General features: G+C 45.4%; 19 protein-coding genes and 2 tRNA genes. 8 read left to right on the top strand and 13 right to left on the bottom strand.

The features are described 5' to 3' along the window. The first annotated feature begins 164 nt into the window (after positions 1–164). Positions 165–836 (top strand): DUF2726 domain-containing protein, encoded by a 672-nt coding sequence (locus AACT21_RS14965; RefSeq protein ID WP_013856668.1) that lies wholly within the window; start codon positions 165–167, stop codon positions 834–836. Here the strand turns inward: AACT21_RS14965 and AACT21_RS14960 are convergent. Further along, positions 824–1,885, bottom strand: coding sequence for a GGDEF domain-containing protein (locus tag AACT21_RS14960; protein ID WP_094164519.1), 1,062 nt, complete (start codon positions 1,883–1,885; stop codon positions 824–826). The two genes, AACT21_RS14965 and AACT21_RS14960, sit on opposite strands and share 13 nt — an antisense overlap. A gap of 272 nt (positions 1,886–2,157) precedes the next feature. On the opposite strand from AACT21_RS14960, the gene AACT21_RS14955 reads away from it, so the two are divergent. The 4 genes from AACT21_RS14955 (at position 2,158) to AACT21_RS14940 (ending at position 4,085) form a co-directional block, all read left to right on the top strand. After that, a tRNA-Val gene (locus AACT21_RS14955) sits at positions 2,158–2,234 on the top strand. 37 nt (positions 2,235–2,271) lie between these two features. Beyond that, positions 2,272–2,348, top strand: a tRNA-Val gene (locus tag AACT21_RS14950). A 309-nt stretch (positions 2,349–2,657) separates the two neighbouring features. Continuing rightward, a complete protein-coding gene (locus tag AACT21_RS14945) occupies positions 2,658–3,710 on the top strand; it encodes a lactonase family protein (RefSeq protein WP_094164518.1) in 1,053 nt (350 codons plus the stop codon). A gap of 12 nt (positions 3,711–3,722) precedes the next feature. Then, the gene (locus AACT21_RS14940; protein WP_013856709.1) at positions 3,723–4,085 is read left to right on the top strand and encodes a RidA family protein; all 363 of its coding nucleotides are present in this window, start codon (positions 3,723–3,725) and stop codon (positions 4,083–4,085) included. A gap of 114 nt (positions 4,086–4,199) precedes the next feature. On the opposite strand, the gene cydX is transcribed toward AACT21_RS14940, so the two are convergent. The 8 genes from cydX to AACT21_RS14900 all read right to left on the bottom strand — a co-directional run bounded on the left by cydX (position 4,200) and on the right by AACT21_RS14900 (position 10,609). Further along, on the bottom strand, positions 4,200–4,301 hold the full coding sequence (gene cydX / locus AACT21_RS14935) for a cytochrome bd-I oxidase subunit CydX (RefSeq protein ID WP_013856710.1): 102 nt from the start codon (positions 4,299–4,301) through the stop codon (positions 4,200–4,202). Between the two features lie 12 nt (positions 4,302–4,313). After that, complete coding sequence (gene cydB / locus AACT21_RS14930) at positions 4,314–5,450, bottom strand: cytochrome d ubiquinol oxidase subunit II (protein ID WP_094164517.1); 1,137 nt, start codon at positions 5,448–5,450, stop codon at positions 4,314–4,316. Between the two features lie 11 nt (positions 5,451–5,461). Then, positions 5,462–7,042 (bottom strand): cytochrome ubiquinol oxidase subunit I, encoded by a 1,581-nt coding sequence (locus AACT21_RS14925; RefSeq protein ID WP_094164516.1) that lies wholly within the window; start codon positions 7,040–7,042, stop codon positions 5,462–5,464. A gap of 120 nt (positions 7,043–7,162) precedes the next feature. Continuing rightward, positions 7,163–7,762, bottom strand: coding sequence for an HvfX family Cu-binding RiPP maturation protein (locus AACT21_RS14920; protein ID WP_094164515.1), 600 nt, complete (start codon positions 7,760–7,762; stop codon positions 7,163–7,165). Further along, positions 7,759–8,505, bottom strand: a complete 747-nt coding sequence (locus tag AACT21_RS14915; protein ID WP_094164514.1) for an HvfC family peptide modification chaperone — start codon at positions 8,503–8,505, stop codon at positions 7,759–7,761. Before AACT21_RS14915 ends, AACT21_RS14920 begins: the two co-directional genes overlap by 4 nt. Further along, positions 8,498–9,361 carry a DUF692 domain-containing protein gene (locus AACT21_RS14910; RefSeq protein ID WP_094164513.1) on the bottom strand — a complete coding sequence of 288 codons (864 nt, stop codon included), beginning with the start codon at positions 9,359–9,361 and terminating at the stop codon, positions 8,498–8,500. Before AACT21_RS14910 ends, AACT21_RS14915 begins: the two co-directional genes overlap by 8 nt. Next, the gene (locus AACT21_RS14905; RefSeq protein WP_017050579.1) at positions 9,349–9,663 is read right to left on the bottom strand and encodes a hypothetical protein; all 315 of its coding nucleotides are present in this window, start codon (positions 9,661–9,663) and stop codon (positions 9,349–9,351) included. Before AACT21_RS14905 ends, AACT21_RS14910 begins: the two co-directional genes overlap by 13 nt. Continuing rightward, complete coding sequence (locus AACT21_RS14900; RefSeq protein WP_029189808.1) at positions 9,653–10,609, bottom strand: MBL fold metallo-hydrolase; 957 nt, start codon at positions 10,607–10,609, stop codon at positions 9,653–9,655. The genes AACT21_RS14905 and AACT21_RS14900 overlap by 11 nt, the downstream gene beginning before the upstream one ends. Before the next feature lie 396 nt (positions 10,610–11,005). Here AACT21_RS14900 and AACT21_RS14895 point away from each other — a divergent pair, with 396 nt between their 5' ends. Both AACT21_RS14895 and AACT21_RS14890 read left to right on the top strand, forming a co-directional pair. Continuing rightward, entirely contained in the window at positions 11,006–11,425 is a 420-nt protein-coding gene (locus tag AACT21_RS14895) for a hypothetical protein (protein WP_017048641.1), read from the top strand. Between the two features lie 153 nt (positions 11,426–11,578). Beyond that, complete coding sequence (locus tag AACT21_RS14890; protein ID WP_094164512.1) at positions 11,579–14,383, top strand: TolB; 2,805 nt, start codon at positions 11,579–11,581, stop codon at positions 14,381–14,383. 121 nt (positions 14,384–14,504) lie between these two features. Here the strand turns inward: AACT21_RS14890 and AACT21_RS14885 are convergent, their stop codons facing one another. Beyond that, positions 14,505–16,136: a methyl-accepting chemotaxis protein gene (locus AACT21_RS14885; RefSeq protein ID WP_013856720.1), complete on the bottom strand. Its 1,632-nt coding sequence runs from the start codon at positions 16,134–16,136 to the stop codon at positions 14,505–14,507. Positions 16,137–16,599: 463 nt separating this feature from the next. Between AACT21_RS14885 and AACT21_RS14880 the strand changes: the two genes are divergently transcribed. Beyond that, entirely contained in the window at positions 16,600–17,367 is a 768-nt protein-coding gene (locus tag AACT21_RS14880) for a potassium channel family protein (RefSeq protein WP_013856721.1), read from the top strand. 46 nt (positions 17,368–17,413) lie between these two features. On the opposite strand, the gene AACT21_RS14875 is transcribed toward AACT21_RS14880, so the two are convergent. The 3 genes from AACT21_RS14875 to AACT21_RS14865 form a co-directional block, all read right to left on the bottom strand. Further along, positions 17,414–18,802, bottom strand: coding sequence for an EAL domain-containing protein (locus tag AACT21_RS14875; protein ID WP_254917229.1), 1,389 nt, complete (start codon positions 18,800–18,802; stop codon positions 17,414–17,416). A gap of 254 nt (positions 18,803–19,056) precedes the next feature. Then, positions 19,057–19,977: an aminoimidazole riboside kinase gene (locus AACT21_RS14870; protein WP_094164510.1), complete on the bottom strand. Its 921-nt coding sequence runs from the start codon at positions 19,975–19,977 to the stop codon at positions 19,057–19,059. 84 nt (positions 19,978–20,061) lie between these two features. Next, entirely contained in the window at positions 20,062–21,501 is a 1,440-nt protein-coding gene (locus tag AACT21_RS14865; RefSeq protein ID WP_094164526.1) for a sucrose-specific PTS transporter subunit IIBC, read from the bottom strand. Positions 21,502–21,504: the final 3 nt, after the last annotated feature.

Genomic DNA, 21,504 nt, shown 5'->3' with positions numbered 1-21,504 from the left:
ATGACACTCTGGTACACATTCTAGATTCAGCTTACAAGAGAGCCTGCTGCCATGTGGATTAGGTCACCCTCTTCAACAAATCCATAGTAATAAACTGGCCTTTGGGCGGTACTTCGTTTATTAATTAGCGAGTTAGCTAATTACTTCAAAATGGTTTTTATCGTATGACCAACATTTTTATCATTGTTGCACTGCTGGTGCTGTTTTTTGTCTTTATCCAAAAGTACGTGATCAAACACGACGATACCAAAGATTACGCTTATAAGAAGAAAGGGGCGTTACTCAATATGTCGGAAGGCGCCTTTCATAACGCACTGAAATCTGCAGTAGGGGAACACGGTGTGGTGTTGGCTAAAGTTTCAATGGCCAACGTGGTTACCCCAGCGGCAAACTTGAATAAAAAGCAGTGGTTTATCGCCAATAACCGAATCGCCAAAAACTATTTTGATTTTGTGGTGTGTGATGCAAGAACCCTAGAGCCGCGAGTTATCATCGAGTTGGATAACGGAAAAGAACTGCATAAAGGCAAGGTAGAGCGTGAAAAATTGCTGATGCATGTGTGTAAGTCTGCCAACATTCCATTGATTGGTGCGAACATCAAACACAGCTATCAAGTGAGTAAACTAAGAAGGTTACTGGCCGCGCATATTGATTTGATCGAAACCGATAAAGAAGTGCGTTTTTGCAAAAAATGTGGCAGCCCAATGGTGATAAAAATTGCCAGCCAAGGCGAATTCAAAGGCCGACGATTCTTTACGTGTAGCCGTCAACCACAGTGTACCTATACTGAAAATTATAATGTGGTGTATGAAGTAGGCGAGGATCAAGAGCTCTGAGAAATCCAAAGTGTCGAATCATCCACTGTGTCATTGATTTGGCAAATACAAACTTGGTTACGTCCATTTTTCTTCGCTTTATAAAGCTCAACATCGGCTAATTTCAGTAGTACATCCAACTTGTCACCTTCACGGTATTCACAAATACCGACACTTAAGGTCAGTTGGATTCGCTTCGATCCATAAGCGTACAAATGTTGATTAATCGCCTCACGCAGTTTTTCTCCCACATGTTCGGCTTGCGCGATGCTGTTATTAAACAAAGTCACACAAAACTCCTCCCCGCCGATACGGTAGAGGTTATCGTCGCCCACAATTTGAGACATTACCTGCGTCGTATCGATCAGCACCTTGTCACCGGCATCATGCCCATGGGTGTCATTCACTTGCTTAAAATAATCAAGGTCAATCACTAAAAGGCACAGCGTCGTATCCACTTTATTTTGCACAAAGTGAGCGAAGGCGTGAGTGAGTGCCAAACGATTGTGAGAGCCCGTCAACGCATCACGAGATGCGAGGTAGCGTAGCGAGTTTTCGGTTTTCTTACGGCTAGATTCAAAAAGATGAGCCACCGTCCAAATCCCGCAATAGCAAAGAAGTAAGTTGATCATCAACGGGGTTGGGTCATAAGCCGCATTCCATGAGGCTTGAGAATGGATATTGAACAGTTGCGGAATGAGTGCGATGCCTGTAGCGAGACGGCCATGCTTAACCCCTAGCAATAGGTAAAAAAGTACTGGGAAAAACGTTGTCCATAAAAATAGGCCATTGCTTAAAGGCTGAATAAAAGTTCCTACACTGATGATAAAGATCAGAAAATAAACGTAGACACGAATGTGAGTGACTGAATGTGCTTGTTGTTTTGCAATCAAGTAAACGTAATAGGAGTAGCACATGAAGATAAATTCTAATGCTGCTAGCCCGTAGCTGTAAGTGTAAAAAACGTTAAATAGGACGAAGAAAAATGCAATAGCGGTTAGCAGTAAGCTTAACCCACAAAGTACAGAGGCTCTCAAATGATGAGAATGGTTGAATAATCGCGCATCCATGTTACGTCACCGTATTGCATATCGAAGATATTGATAAAGCTTATAGTACGAGATAATTGGTCCGAATCAATGGATAATCTCACATAACTTATACAATGAAATAAATTGGACAGCTTACACCTATTGTTGATCCGGTTATTGTGCTTAAACCCAGAGTTGTGAATAAAAAACAGACAAGCTGGTGATAGATAAGCCAACTGGCTCAAAAACAAAGAAAATAGACTTGCACACAGCAAAAACAGCCGTTAATATCCACTCCGTTCTGAAGATATGCGTCCGTAGCTCAGTTGGTTAGAGCACCACCTTGACATGGTGGGGGTCGGTGATTCGAGTTCACTCGGACGCACCATTTCAGTTGCATGTATCATGATCAAGAACAAAAATTTGGGTCTTTAGCTCAGTTGGTTAGAGCGTCTGGTCGACATCCAGAAGGTCGTTGGTTCGAATCCAATAAGACCCACCAAATTCAAACAAAGCCCGCCACGTGCGGGCTTTGTTGTATCTATAACATACCAAATCAGTATTAGACGAAAAACCCACGCAACGTTATCGCGGAAAATTATTTAACAGCGAAGATGGATTTTATCCTCTAGGAAAAATAAACATTATTCCGAGCATGTTGTTCATTGATTATGTTCCGCAATCGCCCGATTGGATTTAAGTTTGGACTGTATGGCGGTTTTCATCACTGCCACACAGGCAGCTTAATTAAATTATCCCAGATTAAGGTGAAATTTGGGTATAGTGTTTTATTTTTGATGATAGGTGGAAAATGAGCACACACACTGCCGCGCGTTTTTACATTGGTACTTATACGGATGCACCAAGCAATAGTAACGGCGTTGAGCTGATTGAGCTTAATACCATTACGGGTGAACTTAGTGTTTTGCAAGAAGTGATGGCGACGCGTAACCCTTCCTACCTTCTTGAAACCACCAAGGGCTTTTACACTTTTAACGAGGTAGAAGCGAGCGACAACCCACAATTGATACACCTTAATAAGGGTTTGGTTTCTCAAGTGCCACTGTCGGGTAGCTATGCATGTCATCTTGCTATTGATGCCAAGCAGCGCTATTGCGCTGTGGCGCATTATGGGTCGGGTAATGTGAACATTGTTCGTTTGGACGACACTGGCAAACCTGAGTTATGCATCGCTGATCTATGGATTGATGGTCAGGGGCCAAATGCAGAGCGCCAAACCTCACCTCACGCTCATCAGGTGGTTTTCCTTAAACAGTCGTCGCAACTGGTTGTGGTCGATTTAGGGAGTGATGCAATTCATTTTTTCGCCATCAACAGTGATAATCAGGCATTTTCATTGGCGCAAACTGTAGAGATGCCTACGGGGAGTGGGCCGCGCCATGTGGTGTTTAATCACGCAGAAACCCGAGCTTTTGTGGTCTGTGAATTGTCGGAGACTTTGGTCACCTTAGTATTTTCCGGGACACAATGGCAAATAGAGGCTGAGTGCGATCTCTTGCCGAATGAGGCGAAAAGTGGAGCGGCTGCGGCGATTAAGTTGTCGCCCGATGAACGTTTTCTCTATGCTTCCTGCCGAGAGCAAAATAAAATCGTTCTTTTTGAACTATGCCAGCCACAACCGCAATGGATTGCCGCATTTGACGTCGGTGGCCAATTCCCGCGTGACTTCACTTTGTCTGCGGATGGATATTGGTTGTTGGTTGCTAGCCAACATTCACACACAATTGCCAGTTATCGCCGAGATGAAACCACAGGCAGGTTGGTTGCCAGCGGCTTTAGCTGCAAAGTTGGCGCGCCAGTCTGTGTGATCGAACAGCACTGTTGCGAGTTATCTTTACCATAAAGAGAGAAATTAATGACTATTCATCGTATTAATCCAAGTAAACGTTGGTCTGACATTACCGTATTCAACGGCATTGCCCACTTTGTGGAAGTGGCTGATAGCGATACAAAAGCCGATATGAAAGGGCAGGTTGAGCAGATCTTAGCCCAAGCTGAGCAGCAGTTGACGGCGATCGACAGCGACAGAAGCCGCGTGTTATCGGTGACAATTTATGTCACAGATTTTGCTCATTTCGCCGCTTTGAATGAAGTGTGGGATAGCTGGTTTCCAGAAGGATGCGCACCAAGCCGAGCCTGCGTTCAAGCGCAATTGGCAAGCCCTGACTATCTGGTTGAAATGGCTTTTGTTGCCGCAGCTGGCCCAAAATTTCAGTAAATACGTTTCTTACGATGTGATAAAAAATGGCGCTAAAAACAGCGCCATTTTTTTATCTCAAAGCTTGATGATCTTAACGCTTCTTAACAGGTTATCTGCTTGCATATGAGTGAGTTACGATTCATCGAAATGCTCAGCTTGCTCAAGCCACAATCCATTGATTATACCAAATGCGCAGGCGAGTAATACGCCAAGAACCCAACAGAAATACCACATCAGTTATCTCCTTTAGTACAGCGATGTGCTGTGGTTGCGAATGTAATCATCACTCAATCGACCGAACATTTTGTAGTAACCCCAAGCCGTGTAACTGAGGATGACTGGCACCACTAAGATGGCGACAAGCGTGATGATATTGAGTGTTTTCTGGCTGGATGTGGCATCCCAAATCGTCAAACTGTGTGATGGCATTAAGCTTGACGGCATGATCATCGGAAATAGCGCCACGCCTGCCGTAAAAATAATGCATGCAATAGCAAGGCTAGAGAATAAGAATGCCCCGCCAGATGCTCGTTTCAGGCTTGCCCATATGCACGCCAATAAGCTCGCGATGCCCACGCAAGGGATCAACCACAGCATGGCGTGTGCTTGATAGTTATGCAGTAAATGACGAGCGATGCTAACCACCTCTTTATGCAAGGGGTTTGAAGCGGCATCCGTGACAATTGGGCTCACGATAATATAACCCGCCATGTTGGCTGCCAAGAATCCGCCGATGAGAAATAAAGCCACGGCAATGCTGGCACTGACGACCGACGCGCTATGGGCTCGCTCGCATAACACATCACAAGTTTTGAGCTGTAAAAACGTTGCGCCTTGAGTGACGACGATGGCAAGGCTGAGCAGGCCACACAGTAGTGGAAATGGTGTGAATAGATCCCAAAAATGGCCTTGGTAATCGAGCATCAATAAGTTATTGAGCTGAAAAGGGACTCCTACCAATAAATTACCAAAACCAATGCCAAAGATGAGGGGCGGCACAACGCCACTGATGAACAGTGAGTTATCGCACGCCTTGCGCCATGAGGGGTTATCGATTTTTGAGCGATAATCCATACCAATTGGGCGCAGCCATAACGCAGCAAGTAGCAACATCATCGCTAAATAGAAACTAGAAAATGCGGTGGCGTAAACCAGTGGCCAGATGGCGAAAATCGCACCGCCAGCAGTAATCAACCACACTTGGTTGCCATCCCAATGAGGCGCGATACTGTTGATCATCACTCTTCGTTCAACATCACTGCGTCCCAAAATGGGCAGTAGCGCTGCAACGCCCATATCAAAGCCATCGGTGATGATAAAACCAATCAATAGCATACCGACAATCGCCCAAGTCAGCAGACGTAAGGTTTCGTAATCAAACATTGTGTTCTCCCTTAATGGTGTACGTGAGATAGAGATCCGTGCCCATCTTGCGTTTCAAAATGGTAACGTCCGGTATGTAGGGCGCTTGGTCCGCGCCGAGCAAACTTTACCATCAGGTACATTTCCACCACCAAAAATGCGCTATAGAGTAAGTAAACTAGGCCCAGTGAAATCCATAAATCGCTGGTTGATAGGTTAGATACGGCCATATTAACCGGAAGCACTTCACCGATAGCCCAAGGTTGGCGGCCAAACTCAGCGACAAACCAACCCGCTTCGCTGGCAATCCAGGGAAGTGGAATAGCGAATAATGCCGCCTTAAGTAACCAAGGCTGAGTACCGATTTTTCGCCGACAAATTTGGATGAAACAGAGCCCAATGACAGCGAACATCGCCATACCGCAGGCCACCATGATGCGGAAGCTCCAAAACAGAGGTGCAACTTGCGGAATGGTATCTTGCGCGGCTTGTTTGATTTGGCTTTCAGTCGCATCAGTTACTTTGTCGGTGTATTTTTTGAGTAATAAACCGTACCCCAAATCCTCTTTTAGCGTTTCAAACTGAGCGATGTTTTGCGGTGAATCGTCACCATTGCGTAAGGCTTCCAATAACCCGTAAGCGAGCATGCCATTGCGAATGCGCTCTTCACTGCGCGCCATCAAATCTTTTAAGCCGATGACGGGCTCATCCAATGAACGCGTGGCGATAATACCCATCAAATAAGGGACTTTAATCGCCGCGTCTGTGTGCATGGTTTCTTGGTTAGGTAGCCCAAACAGAGTAAAAGAGGCAGGGGCTTGTTCGGTATCCCACTCGGCTTCAATGGCGGCCAGTTTCACCTGTTGTACTTCACCTAAGGTGTAACCTGACTCATCACCTAGCAATAAAGTGGCGGTAATGGATGCCATGCCAAAAGCGCAAGCCACAGCAAATGAGCGACGCGCAAAGGGAAGGTCGCGCTTTTTCAATAGGTAGTAAGCGCTGATACCCATGATAAACAGCGCGCCTGTGGTGTAACCCGCCGCAACGGTATGCACAAACTTCACTTGGGTTACTGGGTTAAAAATGACCTCAGCAAAGTTGATCATTTCCATACGCATGGTTTGGTAGTTAAACTCGGCACCGACGGGGTTTTGCATCCAGCCGTTGGCCATCAAAATCCACAATCCAGAAAAGTTAGAGCCTAAAGCGGTTAACCAAGTCACGCTTAAATGCTGACGCTTAGAAAGGCGATCCCAGCCGAAGAAAAATAGCCCAACTAAGGTAGATTCAAGGAAAAAGGCAATCAAAGCTTCGATCGCCAGTGGGGCACCAAAAATGTCACCCACATAATGAGAGTAGTACGCCCAGTTGGTGCCAAATTGAAACTCCATAGTGAGACCGGTGGCAACGCCAACGGCGAAGTTGATGCCAAACAGCTTGCCCCAAAAGCGAGTCATGTCTTTGTAGACGGTTTTTCCGGTCATGACATACAGTGATTCCATGATCGCCAGTAAAAACGATAAGCCAATGGTCAGCGGAACAAAAATAAAATGGTAAAGCGCCGTACTGGCGAACTGGAACCGTGACAGTTCCACCACATCTGTAAGCATAAAGTCTCCCTCCCGCCACCAAAATGGCAGGTAAGATAGTCAGAGATGAATGTGTGATTGATAACACCTGCCACTTGAAGCTGCGGGCGGCAACTTCAAGTTAGTAGGCATCATTAGGTGTTAAGCAGTTTGAGGCGTGCGAGTGAATGGTTTTTTTAGCCAGTAGTCGAGGCTGACGTAGCGGCCACCACCGTAAATGAAAAGAACCATCAGCATCACAAAGTAAGTAGCCGCAAATTCCATCCCGTTATTGAGCATTACAGGATCGCCAAGTTCTGTGATGTAGTTGTAGCGGCCCGGAAAATTGACCGCCAACCATTCAATAAAACCGTTTAAGCGCACCGTCGCTTCCATACTGCTGGTGGCAATCGCGTCCCAGCCATGTTTCCAGTGCACCATTGCGCTCGCCACACTCATCATGAGAATCATAGGGATAGCCATAATGCGAGTAAAAAGACCAAGTGCGATGCATATACAGCCGAGAACTTCTGTCGCGGCGGCTAAAAATGCCAGCAGTTCTGGAAAAGGTAGATTTAAACCACCATCGGCGGTTGAGGCGCCAAACCAAGCAACGGTTCCAGCGAAACCAACCACTTTGGAATGAGCGCCGACAAAAATCACCGGCACGAGGAAAAGTCGAATCGCAAGTAGTACTATAAAATCGAATTTTTTAAATTTTTCGATCATGCCATCGTACCAATTGAGGGCTGAGTGAATCATAGAGTTTCTCCTAATAAATACAGGCTGATGAGTCCTTGTTGCTGAAACGTTTGAACCCACGCCAAAAAATGGAAGTTGGATAGGTGTTGAGCTATCTGTTGTTCTAGTTGCGTTAGTGACTGCGCTGGGGCGTTTTGAATCATCTGAATTAGGGCGATATCCACTTCTCTGAGTTTTTGTGATACCACCTGATGCGATGCATGACGAAATACCCCATAACAGACCGTTTTCTGTTCTTGAATCAAAAAAGTGACCGATTCTGGATGGACAAGAAAAGGCACTTCGACCAGTTTTAACGCTGGGTTAAGCTGTATGCAAAACGCCTCCGGTTGAGCTTCAACATCATCCCACCACACGTTGAGATTCGGCACATGAGCGCTATCCATTTCAGCATTGAAAACGATCCATTCATATTCAAGCAGTGCGATTTGCTCAGCACTGAGGTTAACACTGGCGTTATGGTTATTTTGCTGTTGGATAAACTGAACAAATTCAGTCGCAATCTGATGGAACTCAGGCTCCATAGCGCCATGTATTACCAGCCATTCGTCCGTCAAAATGTAGAGTGTTTCCTCGTTAAGTTGAGCGTAAAACAGAGGAAAAGTGTGCTTAATGACAGAGTAGATATTCGCTCGAATGAACTCTCGATAACGGCAGGGCGGTTCGCCTTGCGCGACAGGAGAGCGGATCACGCAGGTCAGTGCGTGCATTGACATACTCATGTTCATTGGTGGTTTAAGCATGGCTACGCTCCACATCGATAACTAATGATGGCGCTGGTTGCATAATATCGTGATGGATAGTGCGCAACTCTTCAGTCAAAACCACCAGAGGAGGCACATGATGATCACGTTCAAGCAGCAAAGGACGGCTACCTTGTTGAGCGTAAGCATAACGAGCCAAGTCAATCACCTCTTGTTGTACTGGTTTGCCATGGGTATCGAGCAAGAAATCTTCGCGCTCTTTTAAGTGACCTGCGATGTGGTAATAGCAGATCGCTTCGCTCGGTAAAGTGGCCAACATGTCAAACGGGCAGTAATTGTGGTTACGGCTATTCACATACACATTATTGATATCAATCAGCAGCTGGCAGCTGCTGCGCTCAACTATCTCAGCAATAAATTCGCCTTCGGGGATCTCCTTGCCGTAACTGTGGTAGTAGGAGATGTTTTCCAGCACCAAAGGGCGTTGCACAATATCTTGAACGCAGTGAATGCGATCGACCAAGTAAGCAATGCTCTCTTTATAGCGCGGGATAGGCAGCAGTTCATACAAGTACCCTTGGGCATCACGCGAAAAGCTCAAATGCTCACTGTAAATGTCGATGTTAAATTCATCTAAAAATGCCGCTACCTTTTTCACAAACGTTTTGTTCAGTGGCTGACAATCGCCAATCGACAAACTCAGCCCATGTGCAATCAGAGGATAGTGCTTTGCTATCTGCTGTAACTGCTCGCGTTTAAGGCCGCCCATGTTCATCCAGTTCTCCGGAGCAAGCTCAAGGAAATCGATGTCGGGATGGTCAGGCAACTGGCATAGCAAATCGACGTGTTCGCTACGCAAGCCGATGCCTTTTGAAGTGCGATCTATTGCCCGCATACACCACCAGTGATTTTGCTGTTGGTTAGAGTAATGGTTTCAGCGGAAGGTGTGATTCCCTCTGCGGTTAAGCCGCATTTACCATCTCTGGCGCGTACTAAACGTCCTTGCGGATCGCTTTTTAAATCCTGCTTTTCAAAACGTTTTTCAGTACCACATTTGCCAGCCGCGCATTTGCCACCATTTTGCGAGGTGGGTTGCGCACTCACTGGTGCTTCCGTTGACGTTTCTGCAACGCTCATTGCAGGATGAAGAGCAATGGCCGAAGTCATCGCAATAGACAAAACAATTTTACAATTCATGGGTGATCTCCTTCACGGAACTCATTGGGTAGCTTGAGAGATCACGGGCGGCAATAACTTCGCCGTGATAAAACTGTTTGATGATCTTGGTGGACTCTGATTTATGTTTAAGGCCGACTCCCATCCAGTGGTTGAGCACGAGCAGTTTAGGATTGATTTTGGCTGCAATTTCGCCAATCACTGAAGGTTTAGCGTGCATAAATGCGGAAACTTCATCGGCTGACTCATGAACAGCCATCGGCATGACTAAAATGTCAGCGCCTTGAGCAAAATCGAGAAATGCTGGGTTACTGCCGTTTTGATCGGCAGAAATGACAATAACGCCCTGATCACTTTCAATACGATAAGCCAAACATGGCACGTCCCCATGAGGAATACCGAGTGCGTAAATGGTTAAACCGTCTTGTTGATACACTTTAGTTGGTGTCGTGGTTTTGTAAGGAACATCAGTGATGGTGACTGGGAACAAACCATCGCTGCCATCATACAAACCGTTCAAATAAGCGTAAGCGCCATCTTTGCTATTAAAGAGTGCGTCCATATAGCCTGATAGGCTAGGGAAGGCTGATCCCGCTTGCGGGCCTGCAATATCTAGCGGGTCTTCTCGCTTAAAGAAGTAGCCGCCTTTGAGCAGCGCGGGCAAGTCTGCAACGTGATCGGTGTGAAAATGGGTAATGCCTAGAAAATCCAAATCTTCCAGTTTAGAGCCTGATTGGCCAAAGCGCAGATACGCGCCGCCGCCAGCATCAATCATGATTTTAGATTTTCCTTTCCACCAAATTACTTCCGCTGAAGAAGAGCGCAGATCATCTGAAATTGGCCCTCCCGATCCTAAAACTTGTAAAGTGAATTCTTTGTCGAGCGGTTCTAACGAGTTTGCGTAAGCACCGATGGCACCGCACGACAAACTGATTGCGAGCACCAGCGCCTTGAGTGGTTGTTTCATGCTGACTACCTTTTGATTGTCTTTTTTATGATATGTGGATACCTAGGGCGAAAAGAGACTTGCGATAAAAGTGCAAGCTTTTTGATTCTCGTCAAGGTGTAGGTGAAAGATATGATTTACGAGGATGTTTGGTCAATCTTGATTTTCTTACCTATTGGTTAAGGTAAATTGAACAATGTGGTGTGATGCAATAATAAGCCTGTTAGATTCTAGGTTTGCACCGCATAGCCAGAACCAATTAATACACATAAAAAAATAACAAATGTTCTATTTAGAACGGCATCACTCCAGTGTTCAGTGATATTTAACCCACGTTTACTTTTAAGTGATGTTATTTTTGGGTGGTTTTGAATAGGGTAAAGCTATTATTTTTTACAAATACCTATGATGTCAGTAATGTTTATGATGAAGATGAAGCCAAGCTATTACGTGATTCCTATGCTTATTGCATTTAATGTCCATGCGGCTGACAGTCAGTGTGATGTGATTTCCAGCCAGTTACACGATGTGAGCAATGGCTCTGAAGCGGTTGAACATTCTGGCGGGTACAGCGTTCGTGACAATCCGCCTATTCGCTGCGCCGAGGTCGTGTTTAAGACCAAACAGAGTTACGACAAAGTGGTTGCTTGGATGAATGATGATTTCACGGCGATTTATGTCGATGGTTCAGAAGCAACGTCCAACATGGTTCGATTTCGAGAGGATGATGTAAAAGCTGGCTACGTGAAAATGAAGGTGAATCAACCAATTACCGCTTATGTCTGTTTTGGTCAATCGAGCGTTCCGATCAGTCAAATAGAGTGCGATATAAAATAGATTGCTTAGCAATGTCAAGTGCCATCTCCCTGAATGGGAGAGCAAATGATAGTCAGGCCTTATCCTGACAAAGCCATACATTTCGATACCCAATCCTTTTCTCATTCAACGTACAATCGCCGCACTTAATTATTGAAAAGGGTTGTTGTAACGATGTCAGCAAAATTTGTACTCTCACCCATTATGGGTTTGATGGTTTGTTTGGGTATGCATACACCAACAGTATTGGCTGAGTCAGTCGCTTGGGATCAAGCTGGTCAGCAATGGCAGACTCAACAATCGCAACATTTTATCGTGCACTTTCGCAGTGAATTGGCCCAGTACGCGGCGCGTTCGTTAGATATTGCCGAGAAAGTGCATCAAGACCTTGCCAGTCAATTCTCAAAGATGCCAGCTGAAAAAACGCACCTAACGCTGGTGGATGACTACGACTATTCCAACGGTTGGGCAACGCCGCTGCCTTATGCTCAAATTCGCTTGATCTTAAATCCCCCCAGCGATGTCAATGGATTGGAAGGCAATGATGAATGGTTGCACATGCTCATCCGCCATGAATACACTCACATTGTTCATATGGAATTAAATGAGCGTGCGGTCACCGGAGCTCGGCGTATTTTTGGCCGTCACACACTGCTTTTCCCGCATGCAATGACACCCTCGATGCTGTTAGAAGGGTTAGCGGTTTACATGGAAAGCCAAAATGAACAAGGTTATGGACGTTTGCACAATAGCCATTTTGCGATGCAAATGCGCATGGAAGTGGCGAGCGGACAACTAGCTGATCTCAACCAAATCGTGGTAGCGAACAAACGTTTACCGCTTGGCAGTAATTACCTCTACGGCGCGTATTTTATTGATTATTTAGCCAAAACGTATGGCGAAGACGCACTCCAACATTTTTTAAGCGATTATAGTGGCTACCTAATTCCGGGCGTTTTCTTAAACCGAAGCGCTCAACGTGCTTTTGGTAAAGACTTTTTTGCGCTTTGGCAAGAGTTCCGTGCCGATCTAATCACGCAGTTTTCAGATCAAATTGTGCAAAGTAAGGAACAGTCTTCGGAGGCTCAATCTCTCGATAGCCAGCCGTTTGAATATCTATTAGCCAATGGTGGATCAGAGCAATTACTGGCTTGGCGTCGTGATGGGGTTGATCGAGCAAATTTAGCGATGTGGGATAGTAAGCAAAATCAATGGCAGCGTTTATTGACTACAAAAAGCTTAACTAGCCTCGATGTTCATCCCCAGCAAGGTATCGTCGCGTCACAAGTGAATAGTTATCTTGATGGACGAGTGTTGAATGATCTTTATCGCTACGTTGATGGGCAGTGGCAGCGTTTAACCGAGCAACAGCGCTTTACCCAAGTACGTTGGAGCCGAGATGGGCAAAGTGTTTTCGCTACCCGTCATGAACAAGGGTTGCCTGAATTATGGCAGGTGACGCTGGATGGACAACAAACTCGCTTATGGCAAGGCACATATGGTTGGGTCATTGGTGATATGGCGCTGTCTCCGACAGGCGACATTTATGCTTCCGTGAAGCAGCCGTCTAGCGCTTGGAATATCATGCGTTTTGTCGCCAAAGAGCAGCGCTGGTTGGCTGTCACTGAAACATCAGCAACCGAGCATCAATTGAGTTTTACCCAAGAGGGTGAGTTGCTGTTCAGCGCCGATTACACGGGGCGTTATCAGATCTACCGAATGGACTTGGCCAGTTTGCAGTTGGAGCAGTTAACCAATGAAATTGGTGGTGCTTTTTCTCCGCAATGGAATCAATCGCAAGGGCTTATCTACCAAGCTTATGAGCATGATGGTTACCATTTGCGCCACATTCCGGCGGTGACGGCTTTCAATGAGGCTCCACTGTCTTCCTTTGCCAAGGTGACATCCGTTGCTTCGACGCCGATATCTCAGGTCGAAAAAAGTGACACTACCGACTACTCACCGTTGTCGACTTTAACGCCACGTTATTGGGTTCCTGTTTGGCAAGGGGATGATAACCAATCGTTACTTGGTTTCTCGACCAGTGGTTCAGATGTGTTAGGGCGTCACCAATATGAGATCCAAGCGGCTTGGGATACAAAAAATGCGTTGGCGACGTACCAATTGGGGTATCAATATGACAACCGTTGGCAAGCGACGCTCAGCCGAGAGCATGAGTTTAAGTTAAACCCATTGACCAATAAAGACGATCGCATTGTCCGTCAAGATGACTTGACGTTACAACGTAATTATTTATGGCATGGCCTCGATGATAACTTAACGTTTGGTATCGGAACTTATTGGCAGAAAGAGTCATTGATCAAAGCGCCTCAAGGTACGCGCTATACACAAGCCAGTGATGAGTGGCTGGCAGGTGCTGCATTGCAATGGGATTACCGTGAAGGCTTATTGAATGTTCCCGGCTATGCGTGGGGTCATTACGCTGATTTGGTATGGGAGTCCAATGTTGGCGGTGATTACTCTGGACAAAAATGGCAGGCGCAGTGGCAAGCACATTGGGACCTCCCGGGGAGCTTCAACCTTACCACTCATCTTGCGGCGGGTTATGCGGACTCAAAAGCCAAAGCGTTTGAGCTGGGCAGTTACGAAGGTGACAGCGCGCAGCTCTATGGCCGCCAACAGATAGCGTTGCGTGGCTACAGCTCTGCGGCTCAAGTAGGGCAAGCCTACGCGACACAAAGTGTCGAACTAAGTCGCTTATTGTATCGCGCTGAACGAAATTGGAATTTGTGGCCAATTGGCTTGGGTGATATTTCAGGTTCTGTATTTGTCGACTCAGGATCAAGCTGGAACGATAACCAAAACTACCAAGCCCTGACGGGGATTGGTGCTGAAGTGCAGATCGATACCATCGTACTTTATGGCGGCACGTTACCAGTACGGATTGGTTACGCTCATGGATTAGACAGTAAATTAGGCAAAGATGAAGTGTATATCAAGCTAACTGCTCAGTTTTAACCGTTTGTTAAGGAGGAAAGGGTCGCATCAAATGCGACCCTTTTTGTGTTGTAAGCCGAAGCAAGGCTTACTGACCACTCAAACATGAGAGCATGGTTATTTTTAACTAACAATGCGAGGGTTATACCTGAAAACGACTCACGGTATTTTGCAACATCGCCGCTAACTGGCTAAGTTCGACGCACGCTTGAGCGGCACTGGAAGAACCTTGTGCAACTTGCTTGGCTGATTCACTAATGCGTTCGATATTGCGGCTGAGCTCTTCGCTAACCGAATCTTGCTCTCCGCACGCACTGGCGATTTGAATGGTCATATCAGCAATATGCGCGCTTTGATTACTAATGTGGTCAATCGCGATTTGAGTTTGGCCACTTTGCTCCACACATTGTCCCATAAGTACACTGCTTTGTGACGTCGCTTCACGAGCACGCAGTGCACATGTTTGTAGGCTTTGGATAATATTGACGATGTCGCCCGTCGATTGCTGAGTTTTGCCAGCTAAAGCACGGACTTCATCAGCCACAACCGCAAAACCACGCCCTTGTTCACCAGCACGCGCCGCTTCAATTGCTGCGTTAAGTGCAAGCAAATTGGTTTGGTCGGCGATGTTGCTTATCACGTCAACGACAACGTTAATTTGCTGTGCTTGCTGCTCAAGTTCTAATACGCGTTGTTCTGCTTGATCAATTTCTTGAGTCACAAGAGAGATAGCATTAGCGACGGAATCCATCTGTTTTGATCCAAGGATGGATTGTTGGTTACTTTCACGAGCGGCGTCAGAAGCGACTTCTGTGCTTCGTGCCACTTCTGCAACCGTTGATTTCATTTGCGTCATGGCCGTAGCAATGTGCATCACCTCGACCTGTTGCTCTTGCATGCCCTGTGATGTCTGTTCAGAGACGGCGCTAACTTCATCGACAGCATGAGATAGTTGAGTCGCTCCGGCGATGATCTCTTCCACCATTGAGCGTAAATTCTCTTGCATACTTGAACACGCATCGGCCAATTCACCTAGCTCATCTTGCCCAATATGCTGACGTGCTAATCGATGGCTTAAATTACCTCCAGCAATGGCGTTCGCTTGCTGTACAACCAACTGTAGTGGCTGGCAGATTAAGCGAGAAAGTAATAGTGTAATGAACACCATAAACGCTATCAGCGCAACGATGCTGCCTGTGGAAAATGAGGTGATAGCTTGAATAAGCGTCATCAGTTCAGAGCGATTTTTGGCAACAAAGGTTTGGTTTAAATTGAGAAGATCGTCAATCGCACTCTCTAGGCGTTCAAATGTAACCAAAGAGGCTGAAATATCCCCTTGAGCTTTTACGATATTTTGATTGAGGATATCGTCATTAAAAGAGCCCAGCGCAGTCAAGTAGTCACGCCAGAGGTTTTTAACTGGCATAAAAATCGAACGCTCGTGATCGGTCCAAACCGCACGCTCATAGGTGGCCAGTGCACTATCAATTGCTTGATAGTGTTCCTGCATCCAACGAATATCCTCCGTAATTTCGGCTTGATCGGTTGCGGAAAGCAAACTGATTTGAGCACGTCGCACAGAAGCCATATTGTATTTGACGTTATTGACCATCATCATTGATGGGAGTGTGTCATCCGTTAGATTGAGTAGGTCATCTTGTATTTCGTTCAATGAACGATATAGGTAATAACCGAAGGCGATGTTGACTAACGCGATAATAGTAAAGGCAAGCGCAATTTTTTTGCGAATGGCTAAATCTTTTAAAAAAGACATGGTAATAAGTGACCTCGGAGTAAAACAACGGAGTTATACCTGTCCCACTTGCAGCATTGCTGTATTGATCACGTTCATTGACGCCATTTCCACCATTTTATTGATGTTTTTTCGGCCTCACTTACTGGTCATCGATAGCATCCTAAGTGGCTTGGGTATCGGGTCACGTCCATATGAAAATAGAGAGATATCCATAAAGTTGTGCATCGTATCACAATTGAAACTTGACTCCTATGGTGTTTTTGAGATTTTTGTGAGTGAGGTATTGGGTGTGAAGAGCTTAGAATAACGCTCAAGACGGTTATTTTAAGCTCTGTTAAGGTCACAATTCTTTACATCTCAACCACCTAGTTTATAGTGATTTCCGTTTTGAATTGAGTGCTAATTGGGTAACGAAAGGGATGGTTGTACTGTTCACTTGGTACTTTTGGCGTTAAGGTAAACGGAAAAAGGTATTTGAATCATGAAATTAAAAACACGTTTACAGCTACTGTCTGCGATCGAACATAAAACTGAAATTCCGATGCTGCTACTATCGGTGGTGTATGTGATCGTCGCTTTACTACCAGATATTGCACCTTTACAACCCGAAGAGCTTGATTTTCTGGAGCATCTGCTTTGGATTATTTGGGCATTGTTTGCAACAGAATTACTTATTAAAGTGTTGCTGAGCCCCAATCCTATCCGTTATATGATTAAGAATTGGCCTGACGTGTTGATTGTGGCCATGCCATTCCTACGTCCGCTCCGTTTTTTACGCATTTTACTGATCTTGCCAAGAGCATGGCGTCAAACAAAGGCGGTACTGAGACAAAAAACGCTCAGCTTTATTGGGCTAACCAGCTTATCGACAGTGCTTCTTTCCGCGGCTTTTGTCTATTTGGTCGAAAAAGGCACGGATAGCCCAATCAATGATTTTTCTGATGCGATTTGGTGGGCAATGACCACGATTACTACTGTTGGTTACGGCGATATGTATCCAATCACTCCATTTGGGCGTGGTGTTGCTGTATTTCTGATGTTGACGGGTATTACACTTTTCGGTTTATTGACCGCGAGTGTCGCCTCATTTTTCATTGAAGAAGATGGGCAATCAGCAGAGCATAATAGTGCACATCACACGAAACAGCTTAATAAAGTGTTAAAACAACTTTCTGTTCAACAACCTGTTCGCAAGCGTTTTCATTTAGCTCGCTACCGTGCTCAGTTGGCCTCTCGTCATAAGAAATAACCACTGAAGTTCTAGCTATCATCGTATTGGAATGCCAGAGATTGATCTAGGTGGTTTTAAGCAGAGTGATAAACTCACTGAGCGGCATAGGTTTATAAAAGAAATAGCCTTGTAAATAGTCAATTTCTCTTTCGTTCAAAAAATCAATTTGATCTTGGGTTTCCACACCTTCGGCGATGGTTTTTAACCCAAGTCGCTTAGCCAAATCGACTAAGTTTTCAACAATGTGGCTAGAGATCGCATCACTACCGATCATGGTAATAAAGCTTCTGTCGATTTTTAAAATGTCAAACTTGAACTCTTGCAAATAGTTCAAACTAGAGTGACCCGTACCAAAATCATCAATTGCCAGCAACACACCTATTTTATCCAATGACTGGAAGAGCTTTTTTGCTTCATCACTATCAATAACCAACTCTCTCTCAGTGAGCTCTAACGTTAAAATATGCTTACGATTGTCGAAGGTTTCAATAAAGTGTTTGCAATCATCAAACAAATTGGAAGCTACGCAGTGCTTGGCTGAAATATTAAATCCAATACTGAAATGCTCTGGAAATTGTGACTGGTGTAATGAAAGTTCATGCTCTACTTGGGACATTAACTGAGTCGTAATAGGAATGATTAGCCCAGATTCCTCCGCTAAGGGAATAAAAAGATCGGGCCTCACTAATCCATGAACAGGATGTTGCCAACGGGCAAGCACTTCGATATGGCAGATCTGACCACTACCATCAACAATCGGTTGTACATACGGAACGAATTCGTTGGATTGAATAGCGCGTTTTACTTCTCCTTGCATTGACGAAGCTTGGCCGAGTTTCCAAAAAACAAATCCGCCTAAACCGATTCCCATTAAGAGAGCTAACATCGCACTGGTTTGTTTGGTGTTTTTAAAATAAAGCCAGTAATCATCAATAGTTAATAGGGTCGATAGTGAATAAGGGTAGCGTTCTGAAGTATTAATGATTGTGGGAAATAACGGTTCGGAAGTTACAACGCCGGTCTCGTCGAGATGATTTTTGCCAACGTGAAAATAAAATTTGCCATAGCCATCTAGTAAAATAAGCATGTTAGTTAGGTAATAGGAACTAACTCCAGTGATCACCATACCCTGTTCGTAAGTTCTGTGAAAAGCTAACACAGGCCGGAGAGGTGTGAGTCGATTACCAGCCATTAAATAGAGCTCACCACTGACATAGCTGTCGATTTGGTAGTGATCGTTTACTTGACCGTTTAACGAATTACAATAAATCGTATTTTGTTTGGCTAAATTGATGGTCCGGATATCGGGAGTTGTCGCCACTAGCTCTCGTAAATAATGAATAGCATCTAGGCAATCCATATTGAGATAGGGTGCTGCACGTTCATTGGCAACATGAGCATTTCTTAGCAGTAGATCAATGTAATCCGTACCTTTTACCAAAACGTTTTGCATGTGATGATTCAAATCAGCTCGTGTCTGCCAAGCGATAATTGGGCTAGCTACAACGATGGGCAGTAAGCAAAATAGTAAGCTAACTATCCACCGTCTACATCGTTCATATTTTACAAATGTCTGCATCTGGTCCGAGTGCTATTTGTTTAATCATGCAGTAAGCGTAGCAAATATCCTCTGAAAATCATCCGTTTATTTCGCAGTTTGCTTGAACTTCAACACGACTTACGTCCTTGTAAGTACAAGCCATCATTTTAGCCAATCCATCGATCAAGCATGTGCTTATCTGGTAGCGCTGTCATTGCCCCTTTTTGAGTGGTGGCTAATGCTCCGCAGCCATTAGCCCATTGCACTGCGTTTATGATATTACCCTTAGTAAACCACTCTTTATGTAATGACAACTGGCACAGCAATCCACCGACAAAAGCATCTCCGGCACCTGTTGTATCGATAGGTTTTACGGCTTTTCCCGTAATCATTGTTTGCATCTCTGCGGTGATCACCAGCGCTCCTTTTGCACCTTGAGTAATGACAATCAGCGGAATGTTCAATTCTTTCACTGAGATTAATCCCTGCTCAAGGCTAGGGCGCTGCGTGAGCAAGAGCAGTTCGTCATCGGAAAACTTAACCACATCCGCCATTGCCACTACGCTCATCACCACTGGGATCATCTCTTCGGAGTTAGGCCAGACCTCTTCTCGTAGATTGGGATCAAAACTGACAAATCCCCCGTTGGCTTTGATGCGTTTAATCGCTTCAATGGTAGTGTTGCGACTCGGTTCACTGGCCAGTGCAATGGAGCAACAATGCAGCCATTCGCCCGCTAAAAAGGTGGGAATGTCTGAACATTGGATGAATTGATCCGCGCTAGGTTTCACCATAAAGGTAAAACTGCGTTCGCCGTGCGAGTCTAAATCGACCACGACGGTTGATGTTCTTTGCTGTTCATCCAACTGCAAATATCGGGTGTCTACTTTCTCTTCGGTTAATGTGGATTGCATAAAGCGCCCCATAGGGTCATTACCCACACGGCCAAAAAAGGCGCTATTACCCCCCAATCTTGCGATGGCAACAGCCACATTCGCCGGAGCACCGCCCGGACATTTTAGATAGTGTGCTTCACCATCAGGAATTAAGTCGACGACCGCGTCGCCTGTCACCCAAACTCGATTCATTTTTTCTTCCAATATCCGTGTTATTCGCTGAAGAAATAAGCCCACTCACATCGAGCGGGCTTAGGAGCATAACAGCCTTGGGGGTTACGCTGTTGCTTGTTTATCAAGCTTTGCGCGCTCTTTGGCACCCAAAACAAGTGTTAAGGTAAAGGCAATGACAAAAGAAATAAGCATGCCAATGATGTAGTAGCTGATTTTCTCTGGGTTAATAGAAATCACTCCTGGAAGCCCAGCCGCGCCTAACGCTTGTGCTTTGACATTAAACAAGGTAATGAATGCACTGGCACAAGCTGAACCGATGATCGCAGCAATAAATGGGTAGCGAAGTTTCAGGTTTACACCGAACATAGCGGGTTCGGTAATGCCCAGAAGGGCGGTCACACCTGATGGAATCGCAATGCCTTTTAATTTGATATCTTTGGTGTTCATACCAACCGCTAAAGCTGCTGCACCTTGTGCGACGTTTGACATGGCCGCAATAGGAAAAATAAACGTACCGCCAGTAATGGCGATGTCAGCCAATAGCTGTGTTTCGATAGCAATAAAGCTGTGGTGCATGCCAGTAATCACAAACGGTGCGTAGATAAAGCCAAACAGTGCACCACCAATGAAGCCAGCAGAATCGTATAGCCAGTTCAGCCCATCACCCAATAGAAAGCCGATATCGCGAGTAATCGGGCCTACCAGTGTGAAGGTTAAAAAGCCTGCAATGAAAATCGAGAGCATAGGCGTCAGTAAATTATCCAGTACGGAAGGGATAATTTTGCGCAGGCCATTTTCGATTTTTGCAAGAATAAAGGCGGAGACTAAAACGGGTAAGACAGAGCCCTGATAGCCGACTTTCTGGATCTCAAAACCAAAAATATTCCAAGTAGGGATGGTGCCTGCGACAGACGCGCCGCCAAACCCCCAACCATTAAGCAGGTCTGGGTGAACCATCAACATACCTAATGCAGCGCCAAGGAATGGGTTGCCGCCAAATTTTTTAGAAGCAGAAAATGCTAACAAAACAGGAAGATAAACAAAAGGGGCGTTAGCGAAGGTGTTGATCATGCTGGCAAGATCAGCCAAGCCTGGGTTGGCATCAATCAGTGACTGCCCTTCGATAAAAAGCCCTGTGGCTGTCAGTACATTGAACAACCCCATCAATAAACCGCCAGCAACGATGGCCGGGATAATAGGGACAAAAATGTCAGACAACCCTTTAACGGCGCGCTGCACTAGGTTCTGCTTTTGTGCTCCCGCGCTTGCAACATCATTGGTTGACATTTCAGCAAGGCCGGTCAGCTTGGCCATTTCCGCATAAACTTGGTTAACGATACCGGAGCCAAAAATAATTTGATATTGGCCAGCGACTTTGAATTGTCCTTTGACACCTTCAAGTGAATCAATGGCTTGTTCATCAACCAATGCGTCATCTTTTAGCGCTAATCTTAAACGTGTTGCACAGTGAGCAAGGGCTTGGATATTTTCTCTGCCACCTAATTGCTCTAATAATTGTTTTGCTATGACTGGATAGTTCATAAC

It is taken from the genome of Vibrio sp. V08_P9A1T1, assembly GCF_963874405.1.
Lineage (GTDB): Bacteria > Pseudomonadota > Gammaproteobacteria > Enterobacterales > Vibrionaceae > Vibrio > Vibrio anguillarum.
Note: the sequence above shows the minus strand (reverse complement) of the source record. Positions and strands in the feature narration are given on the sequence as shown.